At 73.1% G+C, this 20,139-nt stretch carries 16 protein-coding genes and 1 riboswitch; of the genes, 4 read left to right on the forward strand and 12 right to left on the reverse strand.

The window, feature by feature from the left end; all coding sequences use genetic code 11:
- Positions 1-95 precede the first annotated feature (95 nt).
- The gene (locus IF655_RS21240) at positions 96-830 is read left to right on the forward strand and encodes a ZIP family metal transporter (protein WP_199586589.1); all 735 of its coding nucleotides are present in this window, start codon (positions 96-98) and stop codon (positions 828-830) included.
- Positions 831-856: 26 nt separating this feature from the next.
- Here the strand turns inward: IF655_RS21240 and cobI are convergent, their stop codons facing one another.
- The 10 genes from cobI to IF655_RS21290 all read right to left on the reverse strand — a co-directional run bounded on the left by cobI (position 857) and on the right by IF655_RS21290 (position 14,595).
- Positions 857-1,588, reverse strand: coding sequence for a precorrin-2 C(20)-methyltransferase (cobI, locus tag IF655_RS21245; RefSeq protein WP_199586590.1), 732 nt, complete (start codon positions 1,586-1,588; stop codon positions 857-859).
- Complete coding sequence (locus tag IF655_RS21250) at positions 1,585-2,997, reverse strand: cobyrinate a,c-diamide synthase (RefSeq protein ID WP_199586591.1); 1,413 nt, start codon at positions 2,995-2,997, stop codon at positions 1,585-1,587. Before IF655_RS21250 ends, cobI begins: the two co-directional genes overlap by 4 nt.
- Entirely contained in the window at positions 2,997-3,596 is a 600-nt protein-coding gene (cobO, locus tag IF655_RS21255; RefSeq protein ID WP_199586592.1) for a cob(I)yrinic acid a,c-diamide adenosyltransferase, read from the reverse strand. The genes IF655_RS21250 and cobO overlap by 1 nt, the downstream gene beginning before the upstream one ends.
- The gene (locus IF655_RS21260) at positions 3,596-5,617 is read right to left on the reverse strand and encodes a putative cobaltochelatase (RefSeq protein WP_199586593.1); all 2,022 of its coding nucleotides are present in this window, start codon (positions 5,615-5,617) and stop codon (positions 3,596-3,598) included. The genes cobO and IF655_RS21260 overlap by 1 nt, the downstream gene beginning before the upstream one ends.
- Complete coding sequence (gene cobN / locus IF655_RS21265) at positions 5,614-9,261, reverse strand: cobaltochelatase subunit CobN (protein ID WP_199586594.1); 3,648 nt, start codon at positions 9,259-9,261, stop codon at positions 5,614-5,616. Before cobN ends, IF655_RS21260 begins: the two co-directional genes overlap by 4 nt.
- Entirely contained in the window at positions 9,258-10,766 is a 1,509-nt protein-coding gene (locus IF655_RS21270; protein ID WP_199586595.1) for a cobyric acid synthase, read from the reverse strand. Before IF655_RS21270 ends, cobN begins: the two co-directional genes overlap by 4 nt.
- Positions 10,763-11,704: a cobalamin biosynthesis protein gene (locus tag IF655_RS21275; RefSeq protein ID WP_199586596.1), complete on the reverse strand. Its 942-nt coding sequence runs from the start codon at positions 11,702-11,704 to the stop codon at positions 10,763-10,765. Before IF655_RS21275 ends, IF655_RS21270 begins: the two co-directional genes overlap by 4 nt.
- Before the next feature lie 97 nt (positions 11,705-11,801).
- A riboswitch (cobalamin riboswitch) is annotated at positions 11,802-11,921 on the reverse strand.
- 209 nt (positions 11,922-12,130) lie between these two features.
- The gene (locus tag IF655_RS21280; RefSeq protein ID WP_199586597.1) at positions 12,131-12,358 is read right to left on the reverse strand and encodes a hypothetical protein; all 228 of its coding nucleotides are present in this window, start codon (positions 12,356-12,358) and stop codon (positions 12,131-12,133) included.
- Positions 12,359-12,382: 24 nt separating this feature from the next.
- A complete protein-coding gene (locus IF655_RS21285) occupies positions 12,383-13,660 on the reverse strand; it encodes an inorganic phosphate transporter (protein WP_199586598.1) in 1,278 nt (425 codons plus the stop codon).
- Positions 13,661-13,815: 155 nt separating this feature from the next.
- A complete protein-coding gene (locus IF655_RS21290; protein WP_199586599.1) occupies positions 13,816-14,595 on the reverse strand; it encodes a GH25 family lysozyme in 780 nt (259 codons plus the stop codon).
- 195 nt (positions 14,596-14,790) lie between these two features.
- On the opposite strand from IF655_RS21290, the gene IF655_RS21295 reads away from it, so the two are divergent.
- From IF655_RS21295 to IF655_RS21305, 3 genes are all read left to right on the forward strand, one after another.
- Positions 14,791-15,480 (forward strand): class II aldolase/adducin family protein, encoded by a 690-nt coding sequence (locus tag IF655_RS21295; RefSeq protein WP_199586600.1) that lies wholly within the window; start codon positions 14,791-14,793, stop codon positions 15,478-15,480.
- 300 nt (positions 15,481-15,780) lie between these two features.
- Positions 15,781-16,914 (forward strand): alpha/beta hydrolase, encoded by a 1,134-nt coding sequence (locus tag IF655_RS21300; RefSeq protein WP_199586601.1) that lies wholly within the window; start codon positions 15,781-15,783, stop codon positions 16,912-16,914.
- 202 nt (positions 16,915-17,116) lie between these two features.
- Positions 17,117-18,523, forward strand: a complete 1,407-nt coding sequence (locus IF655_RS21305) for a hypothetical protein (RefSeq protein WP_199586602.1) — start codon at positions 17,117-17,119, stop codon at positions 18,521-18,523.
- Between the two features lie 27 nt (positions 18,524-18,550).
- Here the strand turns inward: IF655_RS21305 and IF655_RS21310 are convergent, their stop codons facing one another.
- Entirely contained in the window at positions 18,551-18,961 is a 411-nt protein-coding gene (locus tag IF655_RS21310) for a VOC family protein (protein ID WP_199586603.1), read from the reverse strand.
- Positions 18,962-19,077: 116 nt separating this feature from the next.
- The gene (locus IF655_RS21315; protein ID WP_199586604.1) at positions 19,078-19,968 is read right to left on the reverse strand and encodes a neutral zinc metallopeptidase; all 891 of its coding nucleotides are present in this window, start codon (positions 19,966-19,968) and stop codon (positions 19,078-19,080) included.
- Positions 19,969-20,139 lie beyond the last annotated feature (171 nt).

A 20,139-nucleotide genomic window follows, 5' to 3' on the forward strand; every position in this document is an offset into this window, starting at 1 on the left:
CGTACGAAAAGAAGTGAGGGAAATGTCAGGGTCTGCGGAGGTTTCACAGGCGTCGGATGTGCGCGGAGGGCCCTTCATCGGATACCAAGGTCGTTATGGCGGTCCTCGTCGCGCTCGGCGCGTTTGTGATGACGCTGGCCGGCGGCTGGACGGCACAGCGTGTGACCGACCGTCGCCACCTGGTGCTGGGCCTGGCGGGCGGTCTGATGCTGGGCGTGGTCGGCCTCGACCTGCTGCCGGAGGCGCTGCACGCGGCCGGCCGCGAGGTCTTCGGCGTACCCGCCGCCCTGCTGCTCTTCGTCGGCGGATTCCTGCTGGCCCATCTGGTGGAACGTCTCCTCGCCGCGCGCCAGGCCGCGCACGGCGGGGAGGAGCACGACCACCACCGCGCCCCCGAGGTCGGTCTCACGGCAGCCGCCGCGATGGTCGGCCACAGCCTCATGGACGGCGTGGCCATCGGCGCCGCCTTCCAGGTCGGCGGCGGCATGGGTCTCTCCGTCGCCCTCGCCGTCATCGCGCACGACTTCGCCGACGGCTTCAACACCTTCACCATCACGAGCCTCTACGGCAACGCCCGCCGCCGCGCCGTCGCCATGCTCGTCGCCGACGCCTGCGCACCCCTGCTGGGCGCCCTGTCCACGGTCTTCGTGCACATCCCCGAGCCCCTGCTCGGCGGCTACCTCGGTCTCTTCAGCGGCGCCCTGCTCTACCTCGCCGCGGCGGAGATCCTCCCCGAGGCGCACCACGACCACCCGGCGCGCTCGACGCTGCTGTGCACGGTGGCGGGGGCGGCGTTCATCTGGCTGGTGGTGGGTCTGTCGGGCGGCTGAGACCGCTCGCTCCGTACGCGTCCTCCTCACAGCTTCCCGCCCCTGCCGCCGTCCCGCCTCGGCGGCGCGATCAGGGTCGACAGATACGGCAGCGCGGCGCCGTCCAACTCGGCGGCGGGGCGTATCGACTCCTCCGGCAGACCGAGCGCCGAACCCCACACCGCGTCGTCGAGGCGGCCGGACTCGCGCAGCGCCTCGGCGACCTCGGCGGCCCGGCGCCCGAACTTGTACGCCACCACCGTGCCGGGACCGGCCAGCGCCTCCTTCAGTGCGGACTCGCCCGCCGTCACCGGTACGAGGGTCAGCGGCTCGGTGCCCTCCGTCAGTACGGCACCCGACCGCGCCGCCAGGTCCTGCATCGCGGTGATCCCGGGCACCGTCTCCACCACGACCCCCGGCACCAGCCCGGCGACGGTCTGCGCGAGATAGGTGAACGTCGAGTACACGTTGGGGTCGCCGATGGTCGCGAACGCCACGCACCCGTGCGCCGCGAGCAGCTCCGCCACCCGCGTGCCCGCCGCGTCCCACGCCGCCTCCCGGCGCGCCCGGTCGGTCCGCTCGTTCAGCGCGAACACCACCCGGACCACCTTCGCGGCGTCCACGTAGTGCAGCACCGTCGCCTCGGCACGCCCCCGCTCCCCGGTGTCCATCACCGGTACGACGACCACGTCGGCGCCGCGCAGCGCGTTGACCCCCTTGACCGTCACCAGTTCCGGGTCGCCGGGACCCACTCCGACCCCGATCAGCCTGCTGCTCATGACGTACGGCACCTCTCCGTGAACCGACGGGCCACCGAGGGCTCGGCCGCCCAGTGGGTGTGCAGATAACTCGCGTGCACGCCCCGCCGTACGAAGCCCTCGACCCTCCGGACGGGCGAGAGCACCCCCCAGGCAGGGTCGGCACCGGCACCGGGCTCCACGACGGTCCGGTGGAACTCGTGCCCCCGCATCCGCGTCCCGGCCGCCGCCAGCACGCTGTCGCCGACGGCCACCGCGTCCCGGTACCCCAGCGTCAGCCGCTCGCTCATCCGCGCGGACGCCTCCAGCACCCCGCACATCGGCGCCCCGTCCAACTCCCGGCACAGATAGAGCAGTCCGGCACACTCGGCGGCAATCGGCGCCCCGCGCTCCGCGAACTCCGCGACGGACTTCCGCAACCTCTCGTTGGCGGACAACTCGCCCGCGTACACCTCGGGAAACCCGCCTCCGATCACCAACCCGGCACAGCCGTCGGGCAGTTCCTCGTCCCGCAGGGGGTCGAAGGCGACGACCTCCGCTCCGGCGGCGGTCAACAACTCGGTGTGCTCGGCATAGGAGAAGGAGAAGGCGGGTCCACCGGCGACGGCGATGAGGGGCCGAGCTTTTTCAGCGACCCGATCCGCACCGGACGTTCCCTTTTCAGCCAACCGAGACGGGTGGTCGTGAGTGTGCGACTCCGTGACCTCAGCCGCACACCAGGCCGCACCCGACAACGCCCCCGCCCCCCGAGCCAGTGCCAGCAGCGCATCGAGGTCACACCCCTCGGACACCACCGCCCCCATCGCCGCCACAGCCTCCACCGCAGCAGCCCGCCGTTCGGCGACCGGCACCAACCCCAGATGCCGAGAAGGCGTCTCCAGCCCCGCCGACCGGCGCAACACCCCCAGCACCGGAACCCCCACCGACTCCAGCGCCTCCCGCAACAACTCCTCGTGCCGGTCGGAACCGACCTTGTTGAGAATCACGCCCCCGATCCGCACCCCCGTGTCCCAGGAAGCGAACCCATGCACCAGAGCGGCGACGGACCGGGACTGCGACGAGGCGTCGACGACCAACACCACCGGCGCCCGCAGCAACTTCGCCACCTGCGCCGTAGACGCAAGCTCCCCCTGCCCGGCAGCCCCGTCGAAGAGCCCCATCACCCCCTCGACCACGGCGAGATCACACCCCCGCGCACCGTGCAGGAACAGCGGAGCAATCAACTCCTCGCCACACAGATACGCGTCGAGATTCCGCCCCACCCGCCCGGTCGCGAGCGCGTGATACCCGGGATCGATGTAGTCCGGACCCACCTTGTGCGGAGACACCGCGAGCCCGCGCGCGGCGAACGCGGCCATCAGCCCCGTGGCGACCGTGGTCTTCCCACTGCCGGAGGACGGCGCCGCGATGACCAGCCGGGGTACGGACATCACCACTCGATGCCCCTCTGCCCCTTCTGCCCCGCGTCCATCGGGTGCTTGACCTTGGACATGTCGGTCACCAGGTCCGCGAACTCCACCAGCGGAGCAGGCGCGTTACGCCCGGTGATCACCACATGCTGATTCCCCGGCCGGTCCCGCAGCACGGAGACGACCTCCTCCGTGTCCACCCACCCCCAGTGCATCGGGTACGCGAACTCGTCCAGCACGTACAGGCGGTACGTCTCGGCAGCCAGGTCCCGCTTGACCTGCGCCCACCCCTCCCGCGCCTTCTCCTCGTTGTCCCACTGCGCGTCCCGCTGCACCCAGGACCAGCCCTCGCCCATCTTGTGCCAGTCCACGGACCCGCCCTGCCCGGAGGCACCGAGCACCCGGAGCGCGTTCTCCTCGCCGACCTTCCACTTCGCCGACTTGACGAACTGGAACACCCCGATCGGCCACCCCTGGTTCCAGGCGCGCAGCGCAAGACCGAAGGCGGCGGTCGACTTGCCCTTCCCGATCCCGGTGTGCACCACCACCAGCGGCCGGTTGCGCCGCTGACGCGTCGTCAGTCCGTCGTCCGGTACGACACTCGGCTGTCCCTGCGGCACTACGCGGCCCTCCTCGACATACCCCGCACATCCCTCACGAGCCCGGCGATGGAGTCCGCCCGCAACTCGTCCAACGTCACCGCCGTGCCGCCCAGTTCACCCGCGAGCCGCCCGGCGAGCCCCAGCCGCACCGGACCCGACTCGCAGTCCACGACCACCGACGCGACTCCCTCGGCAGCGAACAGCCGTGCCGCCCGCCCCGCGAGCGCCACCGGCTCGGGACCACCGGTCGCCCGCCCGTCCGTCACCACCACGACCAGCGGTCGCCGCGAGGGATCGCGCAACCGCTCCACCCGCAGCACCTCGTGCGCTCGCAGCAACCCCGCCGCCAGCGGCGTACGCCCACCGGTGGGCAGCGACTCCAGCCGCGCGGCGGCGGCGTCGACCGACGAGGTGGGCGGCAGCGCGACCTCGGCAGCCGCACCCCGGAAGGTCACCAGCCCCACCTTGTCCCGCCGCTGATACGCGTCGAGCAGCAACGACAGCACGGCACCCTTCACCGCGCTCATCCGCTGCCGGGCCGCCATCGACCCGGAGGCGTCCACCACGAACAGCACGAGGTTGGACTCCCGCCCCTCCCGCACCGCCTGCCGCAGATCGTCCCGCCGCAGCACAAGCCCCGGTCCGGAACGCCCCCGCACCCGCTGATGCGGCGCCGCCGCCTGCACGGTCGCCGCCAAGTGCAGCTTGGTCAGGGCGCCTTGAGGGCGCCGTGCCCCCGTGGTCCGCCCGTGCTCGGTCCGCGCCCGCGAACGCCGCCCGGCCGCGCCCTCCCCGATCCCGTCCACGCTCAGCATCCGGGTCCTGAACGGCTCTGCCGCCCGCGCGGGCGTCTGCTCGCCCGCACCGGCACCGGCGCCCTCCGACTCCCCGCCCTCGGAAGCGGCGGCACCCCCGTCACCGTCCTGCGGACCGGCGTCGGGGGACGGCTGCCCACCGCCGCCACCGGGTCCGTCGGGATCGGGATCGTCGTCCCCGGAGGACCCGGAAGACTCCGAGGACTCCGAGGACTCCGAGGACTCCTCCAGGGTCTGGTCGAGCTTGTCCTCGTCAAGTCCCGGCGCGTCGAAGGGATTACGGCGCCTGCGATGCGGCAGCGCCAGCAGCGCCGCCTGCCGCACGTCCTCCGCGAGCACGTCCGTACGCCCCGCCCACGCGGCCAGCGCGGTCGCGGTACGCGCCATCACGATGTCGGCCCGCATCCCGTCCACCTCGAACGCGGCACAGGTCGCCGCGATCTGCCGCAGCGCCCCGTCCCCGAGTCGCACCTTGGGCAGCAACTCCCGCGCCGCCACGACCCGTTGCCGTACGGAAGCCTCCTCGCCCGCCCACTGGGCCGCGAACCCGGCGGGATCGTCGTCGTACGCCAGCCTGCGCCGTACGACCTCCACCCGCTGGTCCGTCTCCCGCGACGCCGCGACCTCCACGGTCAGCCCGAACCGGTCCAGCAACTGCGGTCGCAGTTCCCCCTCTTCGGGGTTCATGGTCCCCACGAGCAGGAACCGCGCCGCATGCCGCACGGAGACGCCCTCGCGCTCCACGTACGAAGCGCCCATGGCGGCGGCGTCCAGCAGCAGGTCCACCAGGTGGTCGTGGAGCAGATTGACCTCGTCCACGTAGAGGATCCCCCGGTGCGCGGCGGCGAGCAGCCCCGGCTCGAACGCCTTCACGCCCTCCGCGAGTGCCCGCTCGATGTCCAGCGCACCGACCAGCCGGTCCTCGGACGCACCGACCGGCAGCTCGACCATGCGCGCGGGGCGGGGTCCGGAAGCCACCGACTCGTGCGGTCCGTCGGGGCAGTCGGGGTCGGGAGAGTCCGGATCGCAGGAGAAACGGCACCCGGAGACCACGCGCACCTCCGGCAGCAGCGCCGAAAGGGCACGTACCGCCGTGGACTTGGCGGTCCCCTTCTCGCCCCGCACGAGCACCCCGCCGATGTTCGGCGCCACCGTGTTGAGCAGCAGGGCCAGTTGCAGGTCCTCCTGCCCGACCACCGCCGTGAACGGGAAATGCGTGCTCACTCGTCTCCCTCCAGTTCCCCTTCGAGTTCCAGATACGTGGCCCGCAGCCGCTCCAGCGTCTCCTGGTCCGGCTCCGCCCACAGCCCCCGGTCCGCCGCCTCAAGGAGGCGCTCGGTGATGCCCCGCAGAGCCCAGGGGTTGGACTTCTTCATGAAGTCCTGGTTCTCTGGCGAGAAGACGTACTCGGCGGACAACTTCTCGTACATCCAGTCGTCCACCACGCCCGCCGTCGCGTCGTACCCGAACAGGTAGTCCACGGTCGCCGCCATCTCGAAGGCGCCCTTGTAGCCGTGCCTGCGCATGGCCGCCATCCAGCGGGGGTTGACCACGCGGGCGCGGAAGACGCGGTGGGTCTCCTCGCCCAGCGTCCTCGTCTTCACCTGGTCCGGCACCGCCGAATCGCCCACGTACGCCTCGGGGTTGTCGCCCGTGAGGTGTCGCACCATGGCGACCATGCCGCCGTGGTACTGGAAGTAGTCGTCCGCGTCGACGAGATCGTGCTCGCGGGTGTCGACGTTCTTCGCCGCCACCGCGATCCGCCGGAACGCCGTCTCCATGTCCCCGCGCGCCGCCCGCCCGTCGAGCCCGCGCCCGTAGGCGTAACCGCCCCACACCGCGTACACCTCGGCGAGGTCCGCGTCCGAGCGCCAGTTGCGCGCGTCGATCAGCGGCAGCAGCCCCGCGCCGTACGCCCCCGGCTTGGAGCCGAAGATACGGGCCGTCGCGCGCCGCCGGTCACCGTGTTCGGCGGCGTCCTCCTCCACGTGCGCCCGCACGTAGTTGGACTCGGCGGGTTCCTCCAGCTCGGCCACCGCCCGCACCGCGTCGTCGATCAGCCCGACCACGTGCGGGAACGCGTCCCGGAAGAAGCCGGAGATGCGGACCGTGACGTCGATGCGCGGACGCCCCAGCTCCGGGAGCGGGACGATCTCGAAGCCGGTGACCCGGCGCGAGGCGTCGTCCCACACCGGGCGGCAGCCCAGCAGCGCCAGGATCTCCGCGATGTCGTCGCCCTGGGTGCGCATGGCGGAGGTGCCCCAGACCGTCAGACCGACCGACTGCGGATAGCCCCCGGTGTCGGTGAGATACCGCTGCACCAGCGAGTCCGCAAGGGACTGCCCCACCTCCCAACTCAGCCGGGAGGGAATCGCCTTGGGGTCGACGGAGTAGAAGTTCCGTCCTGTCGGCAGGACGTTGACCAGACCGCGCGTCGGAGAGCCCGAGGGACCCGCCGGGACGTAACCGCCGTCCAGGGCGCGGAGGATGTGCCCGATCTCGTCACTCGTGCGTGCCAGCCGGGGCACGACCTCCGTGCAGGCGAACTCCAACACGGAGGACGCCTCGCCCAGTTCGAAGCCGAGCACCTCCTCCAGGACCGTCGGCACGGCTGCCGCGTCCCAGTCCCGCGCCTCCATCCCCTCCGCGATCCGGCGGCACAACTGCTCCAGCAGGTCGATCGCGTCGGCACCGGTCCGCGCCGGACCCTCGACCAGCGCGGTCAGCTCCACCGGCACCTTCACCGCCGCGCCCGGCTCCGCCAGCAGCTCCTTCTCCACCAGCCCGAAATGAGCCGCCAGCGACGCCCGCAGACCCGGCAGGGCGTTCGCCTGGCCACCCCACACCTGGGAGGCGCGCAGCACCGCCAGCACCAGGTTCACGCGCGGCTCACCGAGAGGACCGCCGCCGAGGATGTGGAGTCCGTCGCGGATCTGCACGTCCTTGATCTCGCACAGATAGCCGTCGATGTGCATGACGAACGCGTCGAAGTCGTCGTCCTCCGGCTGCGCGTCCACATGCAGGTCGTGATGCAGCTCGGCCGCCTTGACCAGGGTCCAGATCTGGGCGCGGACGGCTGGCGCCTTCGTCGGGTCCAGGTCGGACACGAGGGCGTACTCGTCGAGGAGTTGCTCCAGTTTCGCCAGGTCTCCGTAGGTGTCCGCGCGGGCCATCGGCGGGACCAGATGGTCGACCACGGTGGCGTGCCCGCGCCGCTTCGCCTGGGTGCCCTCGCCGGGGTCGTTGACGATGAACGGGTAGACCAGGGGGAGTTCACCGAGCACCGCGTCCGGCGCGCAGCCGCCCGACAGTCCAAGTCCCTTACCGGGCAGCCACTCCAGCGTGCCGTGTTTGCCCATGTGGACGACCGCGTCCGCCCCGAAGCTGTTCTCCAGCCAGCGGTAGGCGGCGAGGTAGTGGTGCGAGGGCGGCATGTCGGGGTCGTGGTAGATCGCGATCGGGTTCTCCCCGAAGCCGCGCGGCGGCTGGATCATCACGACGACGTTCCCGAACCGCAGGGAGGCGAGCACGATGTCGTCGCCGTCCACGTACAGGTTCCCCGGCGGCTCGCCCCACGCCTCCACCATGGCGTCGCGCAGCGCCGGGTCCAGCGTGGCGAACCACGCCTGGTAGTCCGCGAGCGGCACCCGGGCGGGCGCGGCGGCGAGCTGGTCCTCGGTCAGCCACTCCACGTCGTGACCGCCCGCCTCGATGAGCCGGTGGATCAACTCGTCGCCCCCGGACGGGTATCCGCTCACCCCGTACCCGGCGTCCCGCAGCGCGTCCAGGACGCGGACCGCCGAGGCGGGAGTGTCCAGACCGACCGCGTTGCCGACGCGGGAGTGCTTGGTCGGGTAGGCGGTGAAGACGAGCGCGATGCGCTTCTCGGCGTTCGGCTTGTGCCCGAGTGCCGCGTGCCGTACGGCGATTCCGGCGACCCGCGCGGCCCGCTCGGGGTCCGCGACGTAGACCGGGACCTCATCGGGACCCTGCTCCTTGAAGGAGAACGGCACGGTGATCAGACGGCCGTCGAACTCCGGGATGGCGACCTGCATCGCCGCGTCCATGGGGGAGAGGGCGGCGTCCGAGGCGTCCCACGCGGCGCGCGAGGAGGTGAGGCAAAGCCCTTGCAGCACGGGGATGTTGAGGTCCGCGAGCGCGCCGATGTCCCACGACTCGTCGCCGCCCGCCGAAGCCTGAGAGGCGTGCGTGCCGCCCGCCGCGAGCACCGTGGCGATCAGCGCGTCGGCCCGCCCCAGCAGCTCGTACAGCGCCGGGTCCGCACCTCGCAGTGAACCGCAGTACACCGGAAGGGCGTTGGCGCCCCGCGCCTCGATCGCCTCGCACAGGGTGTCCACGAAGCCGGTGTTGCCGCTGAGTTCATGGGCGCGGTAGAAGAGCACGCCCACCGTCGGGCGCCCCTCCCGCAGCGCGTACGCGCCGTGCACGCCGAACTCCGGCATCGAGCGCGGGAGTTCGAAGCCCTCGCCGGTGAGCAGCACGGTGTCGGAGAGGAACCGGGACAGCTCGAGGAGGTTCTCCGGACCGCCCTCGACCAGATAGCGCAGCGCCTCCGCCACGACCCCGGCGGGCACCGAGGACTCGGCCATCAGCTCGGCGTCCGGCACGCTCTCGCCGCCGAGCAGCACGGTCGGCACGCCGGACGCCTTCAGCGCGGCGAGCCCGTCCTCCCAGGCGCGCTTGCCGCCGAGGAGCCGTACGACCGCGAGGTCGGCGCCCTCCAGGAGCCCCGGCAGTTCGCCGGTGACGTCCACGCGGACGGGGTTGCCGATGCGATAGTCGGCGCCGCTGGCGCGGGCGGCCAGCAGGTCCGTGTCGGCGGTCGACAACAACAACACTGTGCTCATGCGGGCGCTCCCGGGGGGATGAAGGGCAGTCCTCGCGGCGCGCCGGACTCGATGAGCCGCCAGAGCGCGTCCGTGTCCGCGTGCTGTTCGATGAGGTCGCCGAGCCGGTCGAGCTGCTCCTCGCGCAGCGCGGCGAACGAGGTGTCGGGGGCCGGGACGAAGCGGCGCCCGGTGGCGGCGGCGACCTCGCGCAGGAAGGCGCGCCGGAAGCCGTCCGACTCCAGCGAGCCGTGCCAGTGGGTGCCCCAGACCTGGCCGACCCGGCAGCCGTCCAGGAAGGCTTCGCCGCCCAGGACCTGGGCGACCCCGTGATGGATCTCGTACCCCTCGACCGGTTCGCCGAGGGCTTCCCCCGACGGGCGGGTGAGGGTCTTCTCGCGGGCGAAGCGCACCCGCACCGGCAGCAGTCCGAGTCCCTCGACCGTTCCGGCGCGCGACTCCACCTCGTCCTCGATGCGTTCGCCGAGCACCTGGAAGCCGCCGCAGATGCCCAGCACCGGGCGCCCCTCGGCGGCGCGGCGGACCAGCGCGTCCGCGAGACCGCGCTCGCGCAGCCAGGCCAGCGCCCGTACCGTCCCGCGCGTGCCCGGGACCACCACCAGGTCGGCGTCGGCCAGTTCCTCCGGGCGGTCCACGAACCGCACGATCACACCGGGTTCGGCGGCGAGTGCGTCCACGTCGGTGAAGTTGGACATCAGCGGGACCGCGCACACCGCGACCCGCAGCACGTCCTCTCCGACCGGCGGGGCGACCGTGGACTCGCGGACGGTGCCGCGCAGCGAGACGCGGAGTCCGTCCTCCTCGTCGATGCCGAGCCCGTGCCGGAACGGCAGCACGCCGTAGGTGCCGCGCCCGGTGAGACCGCGCAGCATGTCGAGCCCCGGTTCCAGCAGGGTGACGTCGCCCTGGAACTTGTTCACCAGGAACCCGGCGACCAGCTCCTGGTCCTCGGGGGAGAGCAGGGCGAGCGTGCCGTAGAAGGAGGCGAAGACGCCGCCGCGGTCGATGTCGCCGACGACGAGGACGGGCAGCCGCGCGCCGCGCGCGATCCCCATGTTCACGATGTCGGTGCGCCGCAGATTGATCTCGGCGGGCGAACCGGCCCCCTCACAGATCACCGCGTCATACGTGCCCCGCAACTCGGCAAGGCACTCCAGCACCGTGCCGAGCAGCCGCTGTTGACGCCCGCCGTGATAGCCGCGGGCGCTCATCTCGCCCACCGGCTTGCCCAGCAGCACCACTTGACTGCTCTGCTCGCCACCGGGCTTGAGCAGCACGGGATTCATCAGCGCGGTCGGCTCGACGCGGCACGCCTGCGCCTGCATGGCCTGGGCGCGTCCGATCTCGGCGCCCTCGCGGGTGACGAAGGAGTTGAGGGACATGTTCTGCGCCTTGAAGGGCGCCACCTTCACGCCCTGGCGGACCAGCCAGCGGCAGATCCCGGCCGTCACGACGCTCTTGCCCGCGTCGGAGGTCGTACCCGCGACGAGGAGACCACCGTTCACTTCCCGCGTCCCTTCAGGATCAGGCTCGCCCCGGCGCTCACACCGAGCGCGAGCAGACCGACGCGGCGGGAGAGCCGTACCGCCCGGTCGATGTCGGTGACCCGGACCGCGCGCCCGGAGCCGTTGAGCACGGGCCGGTGCTCGATCCGTCCGGCGTAGGACAGCGTGCCGCCCAGGCGCACGCCGAGGGCGCCCGCGAACGACGCCTCCACCGGACCGGCGTTGGGGCTCGGATGCCGGTGGGCGTCCGCCCGCCAGGCACGGACGGCACCGCGCGGATCGGGTCCGGCCAGCGTCGCCAGCACGGCGGTCAGCCGGGCACCGGGCCACCCCGCCACGTCGTCCAGGCGGGCGGCGGCCCAGCCGAAGCGGCGCAGCCGGGGCGACTTGTGCCCCACCATGGCGTCCAGCGTGTTGACGGCCCGGAAGCCCAGCAGCCCGGGCACCCCGGCCACCGCGCCCCACACCAGGGCGCCCACGACCGCGTCGGAGGTGTTCTCCGCGACCGACTCGACCACCGCGCGGGCGATCCCGTCGGCGTCCAGCGCCTGCGGGTCGCGTCCGCACAGATGCGGAAGGCGGGCGCGGGCGGCGGTCAGGTCCCCGTCGGCCAGGGCACGGCCGACGGCGCGCGCCTCCCGGGCGAGCGAGGTGCCGCCGACGACGGCCCAGGTGGCGGCGGCGGTCAGCGCGAGGGTCGCGGCGGGGGAGCGGCGTACGGCGCGTTCGGCCAGCGCGCCCGTCGCGACGGCGCCCCCGGCGCACACCAGCGTGTGCAGGGCGCCCCAGCCGCGGTGGTCGTGCCACAGCGCGCGCTCGACGGCTCCGGCGGCGCGTCCGAACGCCGCCACGGGGTGGCGGCGGCGGGGATCACCGAGGAGCAGGTCGCCCAGGAGACCGGCGGCGGCGCCGTACGCGTAGGAGCGATCGGCACCCATCGGCTCAGCCGGCCGTGGGCGCGGGAGTGGTCCTGGGAGGGGTACTCGACGGGCAGCCGGGCATGGCGGTATGTCCTCACTCAGGGTGTCCACGCCCTGGTTCGACGAGACCGGCGGCAGGAGTTCCTGGCTTCCGGGGATCACTCCCCGGTGACAGTGGCGGGACCGCGCCGGATTCGCACCGGCTTCCTCTTCTGCCGCCGTACATGGCCCCGGAAGTCCACCACGCCCCCCGAAGGGCCGTCAACCTGCCCTTGACCTGCGGAGGGAGAGTGTGGGCGGGCCCACATCGGGGCCATATCAGGCGCGGGCGGGGCGTACGTCGGGGGGCTCGGCAACGCGTGTGGCCCCTCCCGGCGGGTGCCGGAAGGGGCCACACGATCAAGGCTGTCGGCTCAGGTCTTCGCCACGATCAAGGCTGTCGGCTCAGGCTTTCGCCACGATCAGATAGAACCCGTACGCCACCGCCGCCGCGCAGGCGGCGAAGCAGACGTACGCGCCGGTCACCGCGAGGGCGGCCGACTCGCCGCGCGCGGCGGCCTTCTCGCGGCGGGCGAGCCCGCCGACGCCCAGGGTGAACAGGACCACCAGGGCCACGCTCGCCACGAGGCTGACACCGAAGACGGAACCGATGGCCGCCCAGTCGATCTGCATGGGGTTGCTCCTTCGGATTCCGGGTCAGGCCGCGGAGGCGGGCGGGGCGACGGGGGTCGCGGTGGCCGGTTCGACGACGGCCGGGGCGGGGATGGTGGCCGTCAGGCTCTCGGTGCTCAGGCTCTCGGCGACGGTGCCCGCGGGGGGCGGGGTGACCGCTGCCATGGCGGTGGTGACCACACCGGCGGGCTCCTCGTGCGCGCCGGTCGGGGCGACGCTGGTGTGGTCGATGACCTCGCGGCGGGAGATCTTCCAGATCGCGGCGCTCGCGGCGATCAGGAAGACGGCGACGGCGGCGGTGCCCCAGTCGCCCAGGTCGGTCACGGACTCGGCGCCCGCGGCGACCAGGGCGGCGGCCGGGAGGGTCAGCGCCCAGGCGACGAACATCCGGGTCGCGGTGGACCAGCGGACCACACCGCCCTTGCGGCCCAGACCCGCGCCCATCACCGCGCCGGAGACGACGTGGGTGGTGGACAGGGAGAAGCCGAGGTGCGAGGAGGCCAGGATGGCCGTCGCGGCGCTGGTCTGGGCGGCGAAGCCCTGACGCGGCTCCAGGTCGGTGAGACCGGTGCCCATGGTGCGGATGATGCGCCAGCCGCCGATGTAGGTACCGGCCGCGATGGCCAGACCCGCGGAGAGGATGACCCAGACCGGCGGGTTGGAGCCAGGGGCGATGGCGCCGCCGGTGATCAGCGCGAGGGTGATGATGCCCATCGTCTTCTGGGCGTCGTTGGTGCCGTGGGCGAGGGAGACCAGACCCGCCGAGGCGATCTGGCCCGCGCGGTAGCCCTTGCGGGTCGCCGCGCCGCCGGAGTCCTTGGAGACGCCGTAGGACAGCCGGGTGGCGAGCATGGTGGCCAGCCCTGCCACCACGGGGGCGGCGACGGCCGGGAGCAGCACCTTGGTGACCAGTACGTCGCCGTGGACGGCACCGAAGCCCGCCGACGCGACGGTGGCGCCGATCAGACCGCCCATCAGGGCGTGCGAGGAACTGGAGGGCAGACCCACCAGCCAGGTGAGGAGGTTCCAGAGGATCGCGCCGGTCAGCGCGGCGAAGATGACCTCGGGACGGATGCCGGCCTCGTCGACGAGACCCTTGGAGATCGTGTTGGCGACCTCCACCGAGAGAAAAGCGCCCACCAGGTTGAGAGCGGCCGACATGGCCACCGCGACCTTGGGCTTGAGCGCACCGGTCGAGATGGTCGTGGCCATCGCGTTGGCGGTGTCGTGGAAACCGTTCGTGAAATCGAACGCGAGTGCGGTGACCACCACAATCGCGAGGATCAGCGAGAAGCTTTCCATTTACCCAGGCAATCGTTCGAGCGTCATTGGCTGGATGAACGTAGGCAACCTGGGTGAACGGAAGGTGAACTCGGCCGGGCATCACGGTGTCGGAAACGGAGGGTCCGGATTCCGACCGGAATCTGTGATTCCGCAGTGCCCGTACGCCCCTTGGGTCAGCGGCCGAGCGCGAAGGTCCGCAGGCGGTTCACGGAGCCGTTGAAGAGATCCTGGTCACCCGGCAGCCGACCCTTGACGCCGTACTGCCAGAACGTCCAGTAACGCCAGCCCGCGGGGAGCGTCCCGGGGCTCGAGGAGCCGTGTCCGGCGACCCACAGCGCGTGGCTCGCGGCGAAGGCGCGGCTGCGCCCCGTGCAGGCGTTCCACCAGTTGGCGGTGGTGTAGATGACCGGGCGGCGCCCCGTCTCGCGGCGGACCTCGTCGCTGAACGACCAGATCCAGCGGACCATCTTCCGGTGGCTCAGCCCGTAGCACTTGTGGTGCTTGTCGTACGGGTTGTACTCGATGTCGAGCGCGGGCGGCAGCGTGACGCCGTCGGCGCGCCAGTTGCCGCCGTGCTGGACGAAGTACGCGGCCTGGCGGGCGCCGGAGGAGCGGTCGGGGCGGGCGAAGTGATAGGCGCCCCGGATCAGTCCCGCGCGGCGGGCGCCGTCGTACTGCCCGGCGAAGTACGGGTTGCGGTAGTTCGTCGACTCGGTCGCCTTGACGTAGGCGAACCGGGCGCCCCTGGCGCGGGCGCGGGTGAAGTCCACGCGCTTCTGGTGCGAGGAGACGTCGTGACCCCGGGGGAGCGCCGGGAGGACGGCGCGGTGCGGTGCCCGGTCGGCGGCCGTCGCGTGGAGCGGTCCGGCGGCGCTGGTGTGGGTGCCCGTCAGGGCGAGCGCCGCGGTGGCGGTCGCGAGGACTCCGGCGCGGCGGTGGGCAGAGAAGGCCATGCGTCCCCCGGGGTGGCGGTGAAACGTCGTCGTCCGGTCGGTCGGCGGACGCCCCATTCAAGGTGCGGGGCGGGGTGCGGGGGCTGATTTGTGATGCTGTGTCATGATTTTCGTTCGATCGGACGTACGGTCCGGTCGGCCCCGGAGTCCCCGGAGCACCGCCCGCCGTCGCCGTCCGGCTGGCAGGATCGGCGCATGGACCGGCAGCGGGGCGACACGCGGGGCGACACGGGGCGGATCGGCGCGGCGGAGGCCGAGGCGTGGGCGGAGGTGGTCGCCACCGCACGGCGCACCGCCGCCGAGGGGCTGGTCGTCGGCACCTCGGGGAACGTCTCCGCGCGCGTCGGCGACACCGTGCTGGTCACCCCCACCGGCGTGCCCTACGACCGGCTCGGTCCCGACGACATCACCGGCGTCGACCTGAGCGGACACCAGGTGCTCGGCACGCTGAAGCCGACCAGCGAACTCCCCCTGCACCTCGCGGTCTACGGCGCCACCGACGCCCGCGCGGTCGTCCACACCCACGCCGTACACGCCACCGCCGTCTCCACGCTGGTCCCCGAGCTGCCCCCGGTCCACTACATGACCTGCGCCCTCGGCGGACCCGTCCGCGTCGCCCCCTACGCCGCCTACGGCACCCCCGAACTCGCCGCCCACGCGGTCACCGCCCTCACCGACCGCACCGGCTGCCTCCTGCGCAACCACGGCACCCTCACCTACGGCACCACCCTCGCCCAGGCGTACGACCGCACCGCCCAACTGGAGTGGATGTGCCACCTGTGGCTCACCGCCTCCTCGGTCCCCGGCCACACCCCGTCCCTGCTGACGGAGGCGGAACTGGCCGAGGCGACCGACCGCCTGAAGGGCTACGGCCAGCAGGGCTGACGCGACGCCGACCTTTTCGAGCCGCCCCGCCGACCGTTCCCGCTCGCGCCGGGAGCCGTGGCGTGTCTCCCCGTTCCTCCGGCGGCGCGCCGCTTCGGGGCCGGTCCGGCTTCGGGGTCGGTCCGGCTCCGGGCCGGTTCCCGCCTCCTCCCGGCCTCGGCCCCCGGGCTCCGATCTCGACGCCCGGCCGCCGGTCCCGGCCCCGGGTTCCGCCGCCTGCCGGGTCTCCGCCAGCCCCCGGCTCCCGTCGGGACGCCGCTTCCACTGGCCGCCCCCGCCCCGTCCCCCGACACTGGAGCCGTGCGTACAGTCAAAGTGTCCGCTGCTGTCGTCGGTGCCGTCGTCGCGGCGGGGGCCGTGTCCCTGGCCGTGGGGCGGTATGCGAGCGGGGCCGCGCTGAAGGCGCCCGCCGGGCGACCGCTGCCGACCGAGCCCCGGCTCACCGTGCACGCCACGCAGGCCGGGCGGATCACGCTCACCCGGGATCTCGCCTCGCTGCGGCGGGGGACGTACGGCATCACCGGCCACGGCACGCACGCGGTCGTCGGACCCGTCCTGGACTCGGCCGAGCACACCGCCGACACGGTCGTACGGCGCCTCGAACGCGTCACCCACGGCACGCTCACCCCCGGCGAGTCGGTGCGGCTGACCCCGAACGTCCACGTCGGAGACCCGCGCACCGCGCTCGGGCTGGACTTCGCCGACGTCGAGGTGCCCAGCGAGAACGGTCTGCTGCCCGCCTGGTTCGTGCCCGGGCAGCGGGACACCTGGGTGATCGCCGTGCACGGGCTCGGCGCCACCCGCGAGCAGTCCCTGAACGTGCTGCGCGCCCTGCACGCGCTGCGCCTTCCGGTGCTCGCGCTGTCCTACCGGGGCGACACCGGAGCCCCGGCGCCGCCCGACGGCATCAACCATCTCGGTGAGACCGAGTGGCGCGACGTGGACGCCGCGATCCGCTGGGCCGTCGGCCACGGCGCCCGCCGCGTCGTCCTGCTCGGCTGGTCCACCGGCGCCACCATGGCGCTGCGCGCCGCCCAGCACTCCCCGCTGGCCGACCGGGTCGCCGGGCTGATCCTCGACTCGCCCGTCCTCGACTGGGAGTCGACGCTGCGCGCCCTCGCCCACGCCCGGCACCTCCCGCGCCCCCTGCTGCCGCTCGCGGTGCGCGCCGCGCAGGGCAGGGCGGGACTGCGCCCCGGGCGCGCCGCCGGAGCGGCCGGTTCGGGTCCGCCCGAGGTCCCCGCGCCGACCCTGATCATCCACGGCCCCGGTGACACCGTCGCCCCCTGGCAGTACTCCCGCCGCCTCGCCGACCGCCGCCCCGACCTCGTCGCCCTCCACACCGTCCCCGGCGCCCCGCACGCCGCGATGTGGAACGCCGGTCCGGAGGAGTACGAGGAGCGGCTGCGCCGGTTCCTGGTCCCGCTGATGTGAACCCGGGCGCGAACACCGGTACGCCCCCTCAGCCAGCCGGAATCCCCGGTTCCGTACCGCTTCGTACCCCGCCGGAGGTCCCCGGGGTCATGGCCTGATCCTGACTCCGTGCCCCTCGCCCGACCTGGTGCGTTGGCCTTCTCCGTCGCCGCCCGTGACATCCCGTTTGGGTTTTCGGACCGTCAACCGGAAGACTGCACCCGTGACGTCCCGTATCCCGCGCGACTCCAGGCTCCGACTCGTCCGACCGCGACCCCTGGCCGCCGCCCCCAGAGCTGTGAACCAGCGGCGCCCGCGCCGCGCCGCACCCCGGCCCCCGGAGGGCACCCCGGCCCCCGCCGAACTGGCCAGAATGGCCCGCACCGGACTGGCCGGCGCCGTCCGCGTCGCACGCTGGGCCGACTCCGCCCTCGGTCCTGGCAGCGACGCCGCCACCGCCGACGGCAAGGCCACCCTCTCCGACGCGACCGCCGCCCGCGCCGCCGCCGACCTCGGTCTCACCACCCGTCAGATCCGCGCCGACTGGGACACCGCCCGGCTCGCCGGACTCGTCGAGGTGCACGGCGACAGCGCCCGCCCCGGCTGGCGCCTGCGCGCCTGGGACCGCGACGACAGCGCCGTGCTGCGCGGCTGGGTCGCCCTCTTCGACGCCTGGTCGCTCGCCTGCCCCGAACCGGCGGGCCACGAACCGGCCGCCGTCGCCGAGGTCGTCTCGGCCATGCCCCAGGTGCTCTCCTTCCTCCAGTTGTCCGCGGGACCCGTGCCCGTCGAACAGCTCCTGGACCTGCTTGAGCAGCGCGTCACCGAACTGCGCACCGAGCGCTGCGAGGTCTCCTACGCTCCCGGCGTCCCCGCCCCGCTCGCCGCCCCGGACGACGGTCCCGCCGACGCCCCGCTCGCCCCGCTCCTCGACTGGGCCGTGCGGGCGCTGGCCTCGGTCGGCGCCCTCACCTACGGCGACGGCCACGCCACCCTCACCCCGCTCGGCAACTGGGCCGTCTGGGTCAAGCTGGAGCAGATCTGCGTCGCCGCGCAGAGCCCCGCCGGGAACATCGAGCAGTCCGCCGAGGACATGCTGCGCGGCTGCGCCCAGCTCCGCCCCAACGCGGCCCGCGCCGAGTACCGCGCCTGGCTCGCCGCCCGCCCCGTCGGCGGTGCCGTCGGCCAGCTCATCGAGGCGGCCCGCGGCGAGGACGCCCTGCTGCGCGGGCTCGCCTTCGAGGCGCTGCGCGTCGTCGGCGCCCCCGCCGAGCCCGACGTCCGCGCGGTCGTCGAGGAGCCCGCGCTGCGGCCGTACGCCCTGCTGTGGCTCGCCGAGCACGACGGCGTGGACCCCGAGGACGCGCACGAGGTGCTCACCCGCGAGGAAGCCACCTGGCTCTGGGTCGACACCGCCGCCGCCGTCGCCGACCACGGCGAGACGGAGATGCTGGTGCGGCACCTGGAGGCCGCCGTGCAGCCGACCGTCCCCGCCCTCCTGGAGGAGGTGCGCGCCGTCGGCCACCCCCGCACCGTGCAGGTCCTGGTCGCGCTCGCCGCCGCCCACCCCGACCCCGCGCTCGCCAAAGCGGTACGCCGGGCCGCCTTCCAGGTGCACACCGGCGGTTAGCGGCGCGCCCCCGCGGGGCTCAGGAACTCACAGCGCGATCGCCGGTGCGTACGTCCCGAAGCTCCAGACGTTGCCCTCGGCGTCGCGCGCCATGTAGTCCCGCGAGCCGTAGTCCTGGTCCGTCGGGGGCATCAGGATCTCCACGCCGTGCTCCACGGCCCGCTGGTGGTGGGCGTCCACGTCGTCCACGACGATGTACACCCCCGCGGGCCCGGCGTCCTTCATCACCGAGTCGAAGACGCCGCCGCGGCCCTTGGAGCCGACCATCACCGCGCCGTTGCCCTGGGCCAGCTCGGCGTGCAGCACCATGCCGTCCTCCGACTCGTACACCGTCAGCTCGGTGAAGCCGAGAGCCTCCGTGAGCTGCCCGATCGCGGCTTTCGCGTCCGCGTAGAGCACCGTCGGGTAGACGCTCGGCCGTCCGTCCCTCACCGTCATGGCGATCACTCCCTTGTGCGCCGGGTACTCCGGACGGTCCTGTCCGGATCCGTGGTGACTCGCCGCTCAGTGTGACACCCGCCACTGACAACGCCCCGGGTCTTTCCCCCTGCCCGTCAGCCGAAGGTGTCGCACCGCGCCGGGTCGCCCGTGCGGTAGCCCTGGTCGAACCACTGCTGGCGCTGGAGTGAGGAGCCATGCGTCCAGGTCTCCGGGGTCACCCGGCCCTGGAACTCCTGCTGGATGCGGTCGTCGCCCACGGCAGCGGCGGCGTCCAGACCGTCCTTGATGTCCGCCGGGGTCAGGCTGGTGATCAGTGGGCGCCCGGTCGCCGGGTCCGGGGTCGTCGTCGCGTGGTGCGCCCACACGCCCGCGTAGCAGTCCGCCTGCAGCTCGGTGCGCACCGAGTTGCTGTTCTCGCCGGTCATCCCGTCCTGGGTGCGGCCCAGCGTGCCCTCCAGGTCCTGCACGTGGTGGCCGTACTCGTGCGCGACGACGTACGCCTGCGCGAACGGACCCCCGCTCGCCCCGAACTTCGTCCGCAGCTCGTCGAAGAAGCCGAGGTCCAGATAGACCTTGCGGTCCCCGGGGCAGTAGAACGGTCCCACCGCCGAGGTCGCCGCCCCGCAGGCGGTACGGATCTGGCCGGTGAACAGCACGGTCGGCGCCGGGGTGTAGGTACGGCCCTGGGAGCGGAACTCCTGCGACCAGTAGTCCTGCACGCTGTTGACCACCGCCACCATCCGGCAGTCGGTCCGCGTGTTCGCGTCCTTGCCGGTACGGCACGACTCCTGCACCTGCCCCAGCGACGACGGCTGCGGCGCCGCCTGATCGCCCCCGGACGACAGCCCGAGCTGATCCGGCCCGACCCCCAGGAACAGCGCCAGCAACAGCGCGATCAGCCCGCCGATGCCACCCCCGATGGTCGCCCGCCCACCCGGAATCCGGCTCCCGCGCACGTCCTGCACCTCGGACGTGTCGAGATTCGCGTCGTCGTCGAACTGCACCGACCCCACACCTTCCGTCCCACGCCGCCCTCACATCCGGCGCCCTGCCGCCATCCTTACCCGTCCACTTGCCCCCGACCACCGCGGAACCCTGCGGGGCTTCCACCAGGTCCCGTGCGGGGCGGCGGTCCCGTGGAGCGAGTGGGGGTCATGCGAGCGGCAAGAGCGGCG

It is taken from the genome of Streptomyces sp. DSM 110735 (genome assembly GCF_016482685.1).
Classification (GTDB): Bacteria; Actinomycetota; Actinomycetes; order Streptomycetales; family Streptomycetaceae; genus Streptomyces.

Coding starts and splice junctions, on each gene's coding strand:
- IF655_RS21240 (WP_199586589.1), top strand. CDS start 96: ATGGCGGTCCTCGTCGCGCTCGGCGCGTTTGTGATGACGCTGGCCGGC.
- cobI (WP_199586590.1), bottom strand. CDS start 1,588: ATGAGCAGCAGGCTGATCGGGGTCGGAGTGGGTCCCGGCGACCCGGAA.
- IF655_RS21250 (WP_199586591.1), bottom strand. CDS start 2,997: ATGTCCGTACCCCGGCTGGTCATCGCGGCGCCGTCCTCCGGCAGTGGG.
- cobN (WP_199586594.1), bottom strand. CDS start 9,261: ATGAGCACAGTGTTGTTGTTGTCGACCGCCGACACGGACCTGCTGGCC.
- IF655_RS21275 (WP_199586596.1), bottom strand. CDS start 11,704: ATGGGTGCCGATCGCTCCTACGCGTACGGCGCCGCCGCCGGTCTCCTG.
- IF655_RS21280 (WP_199586597.1), bottom strand. CDS start 12,358: ATGCAGATCGACTGGGCGGCCATCGGTTCCGTCTTCGGTGTCAGCCTC.
- IF655_RS21285 (WP_199586598.1), bottom strand. CDS start 13,660: ATGGAAAGCTTCTCGCTGATCCTCGCGATTGTGGTGGTCACCGCACTC.
- IF655_RS21290 (WP_199586599.1), bottom strand. CDS start 14,595: ATGGCCTTCTCTGCCCACCGCCGCGCCGGAGTCCTCGCGACCGCCACC.
- IF655_RS21295 (WP_199586600.1), top strand. CDS start 14,791: ATGGACCGGCAGCGGGGCGACACGCGGGGCGACACGGGGCGGATCGGC.
- IF655_RS21310 (WP_199586603.1), bottom strand. CDS start 18,961: ATGACGGTGAGGGACGGACGGCCGAGCGTCTACCCGACGGTGCTCTAC.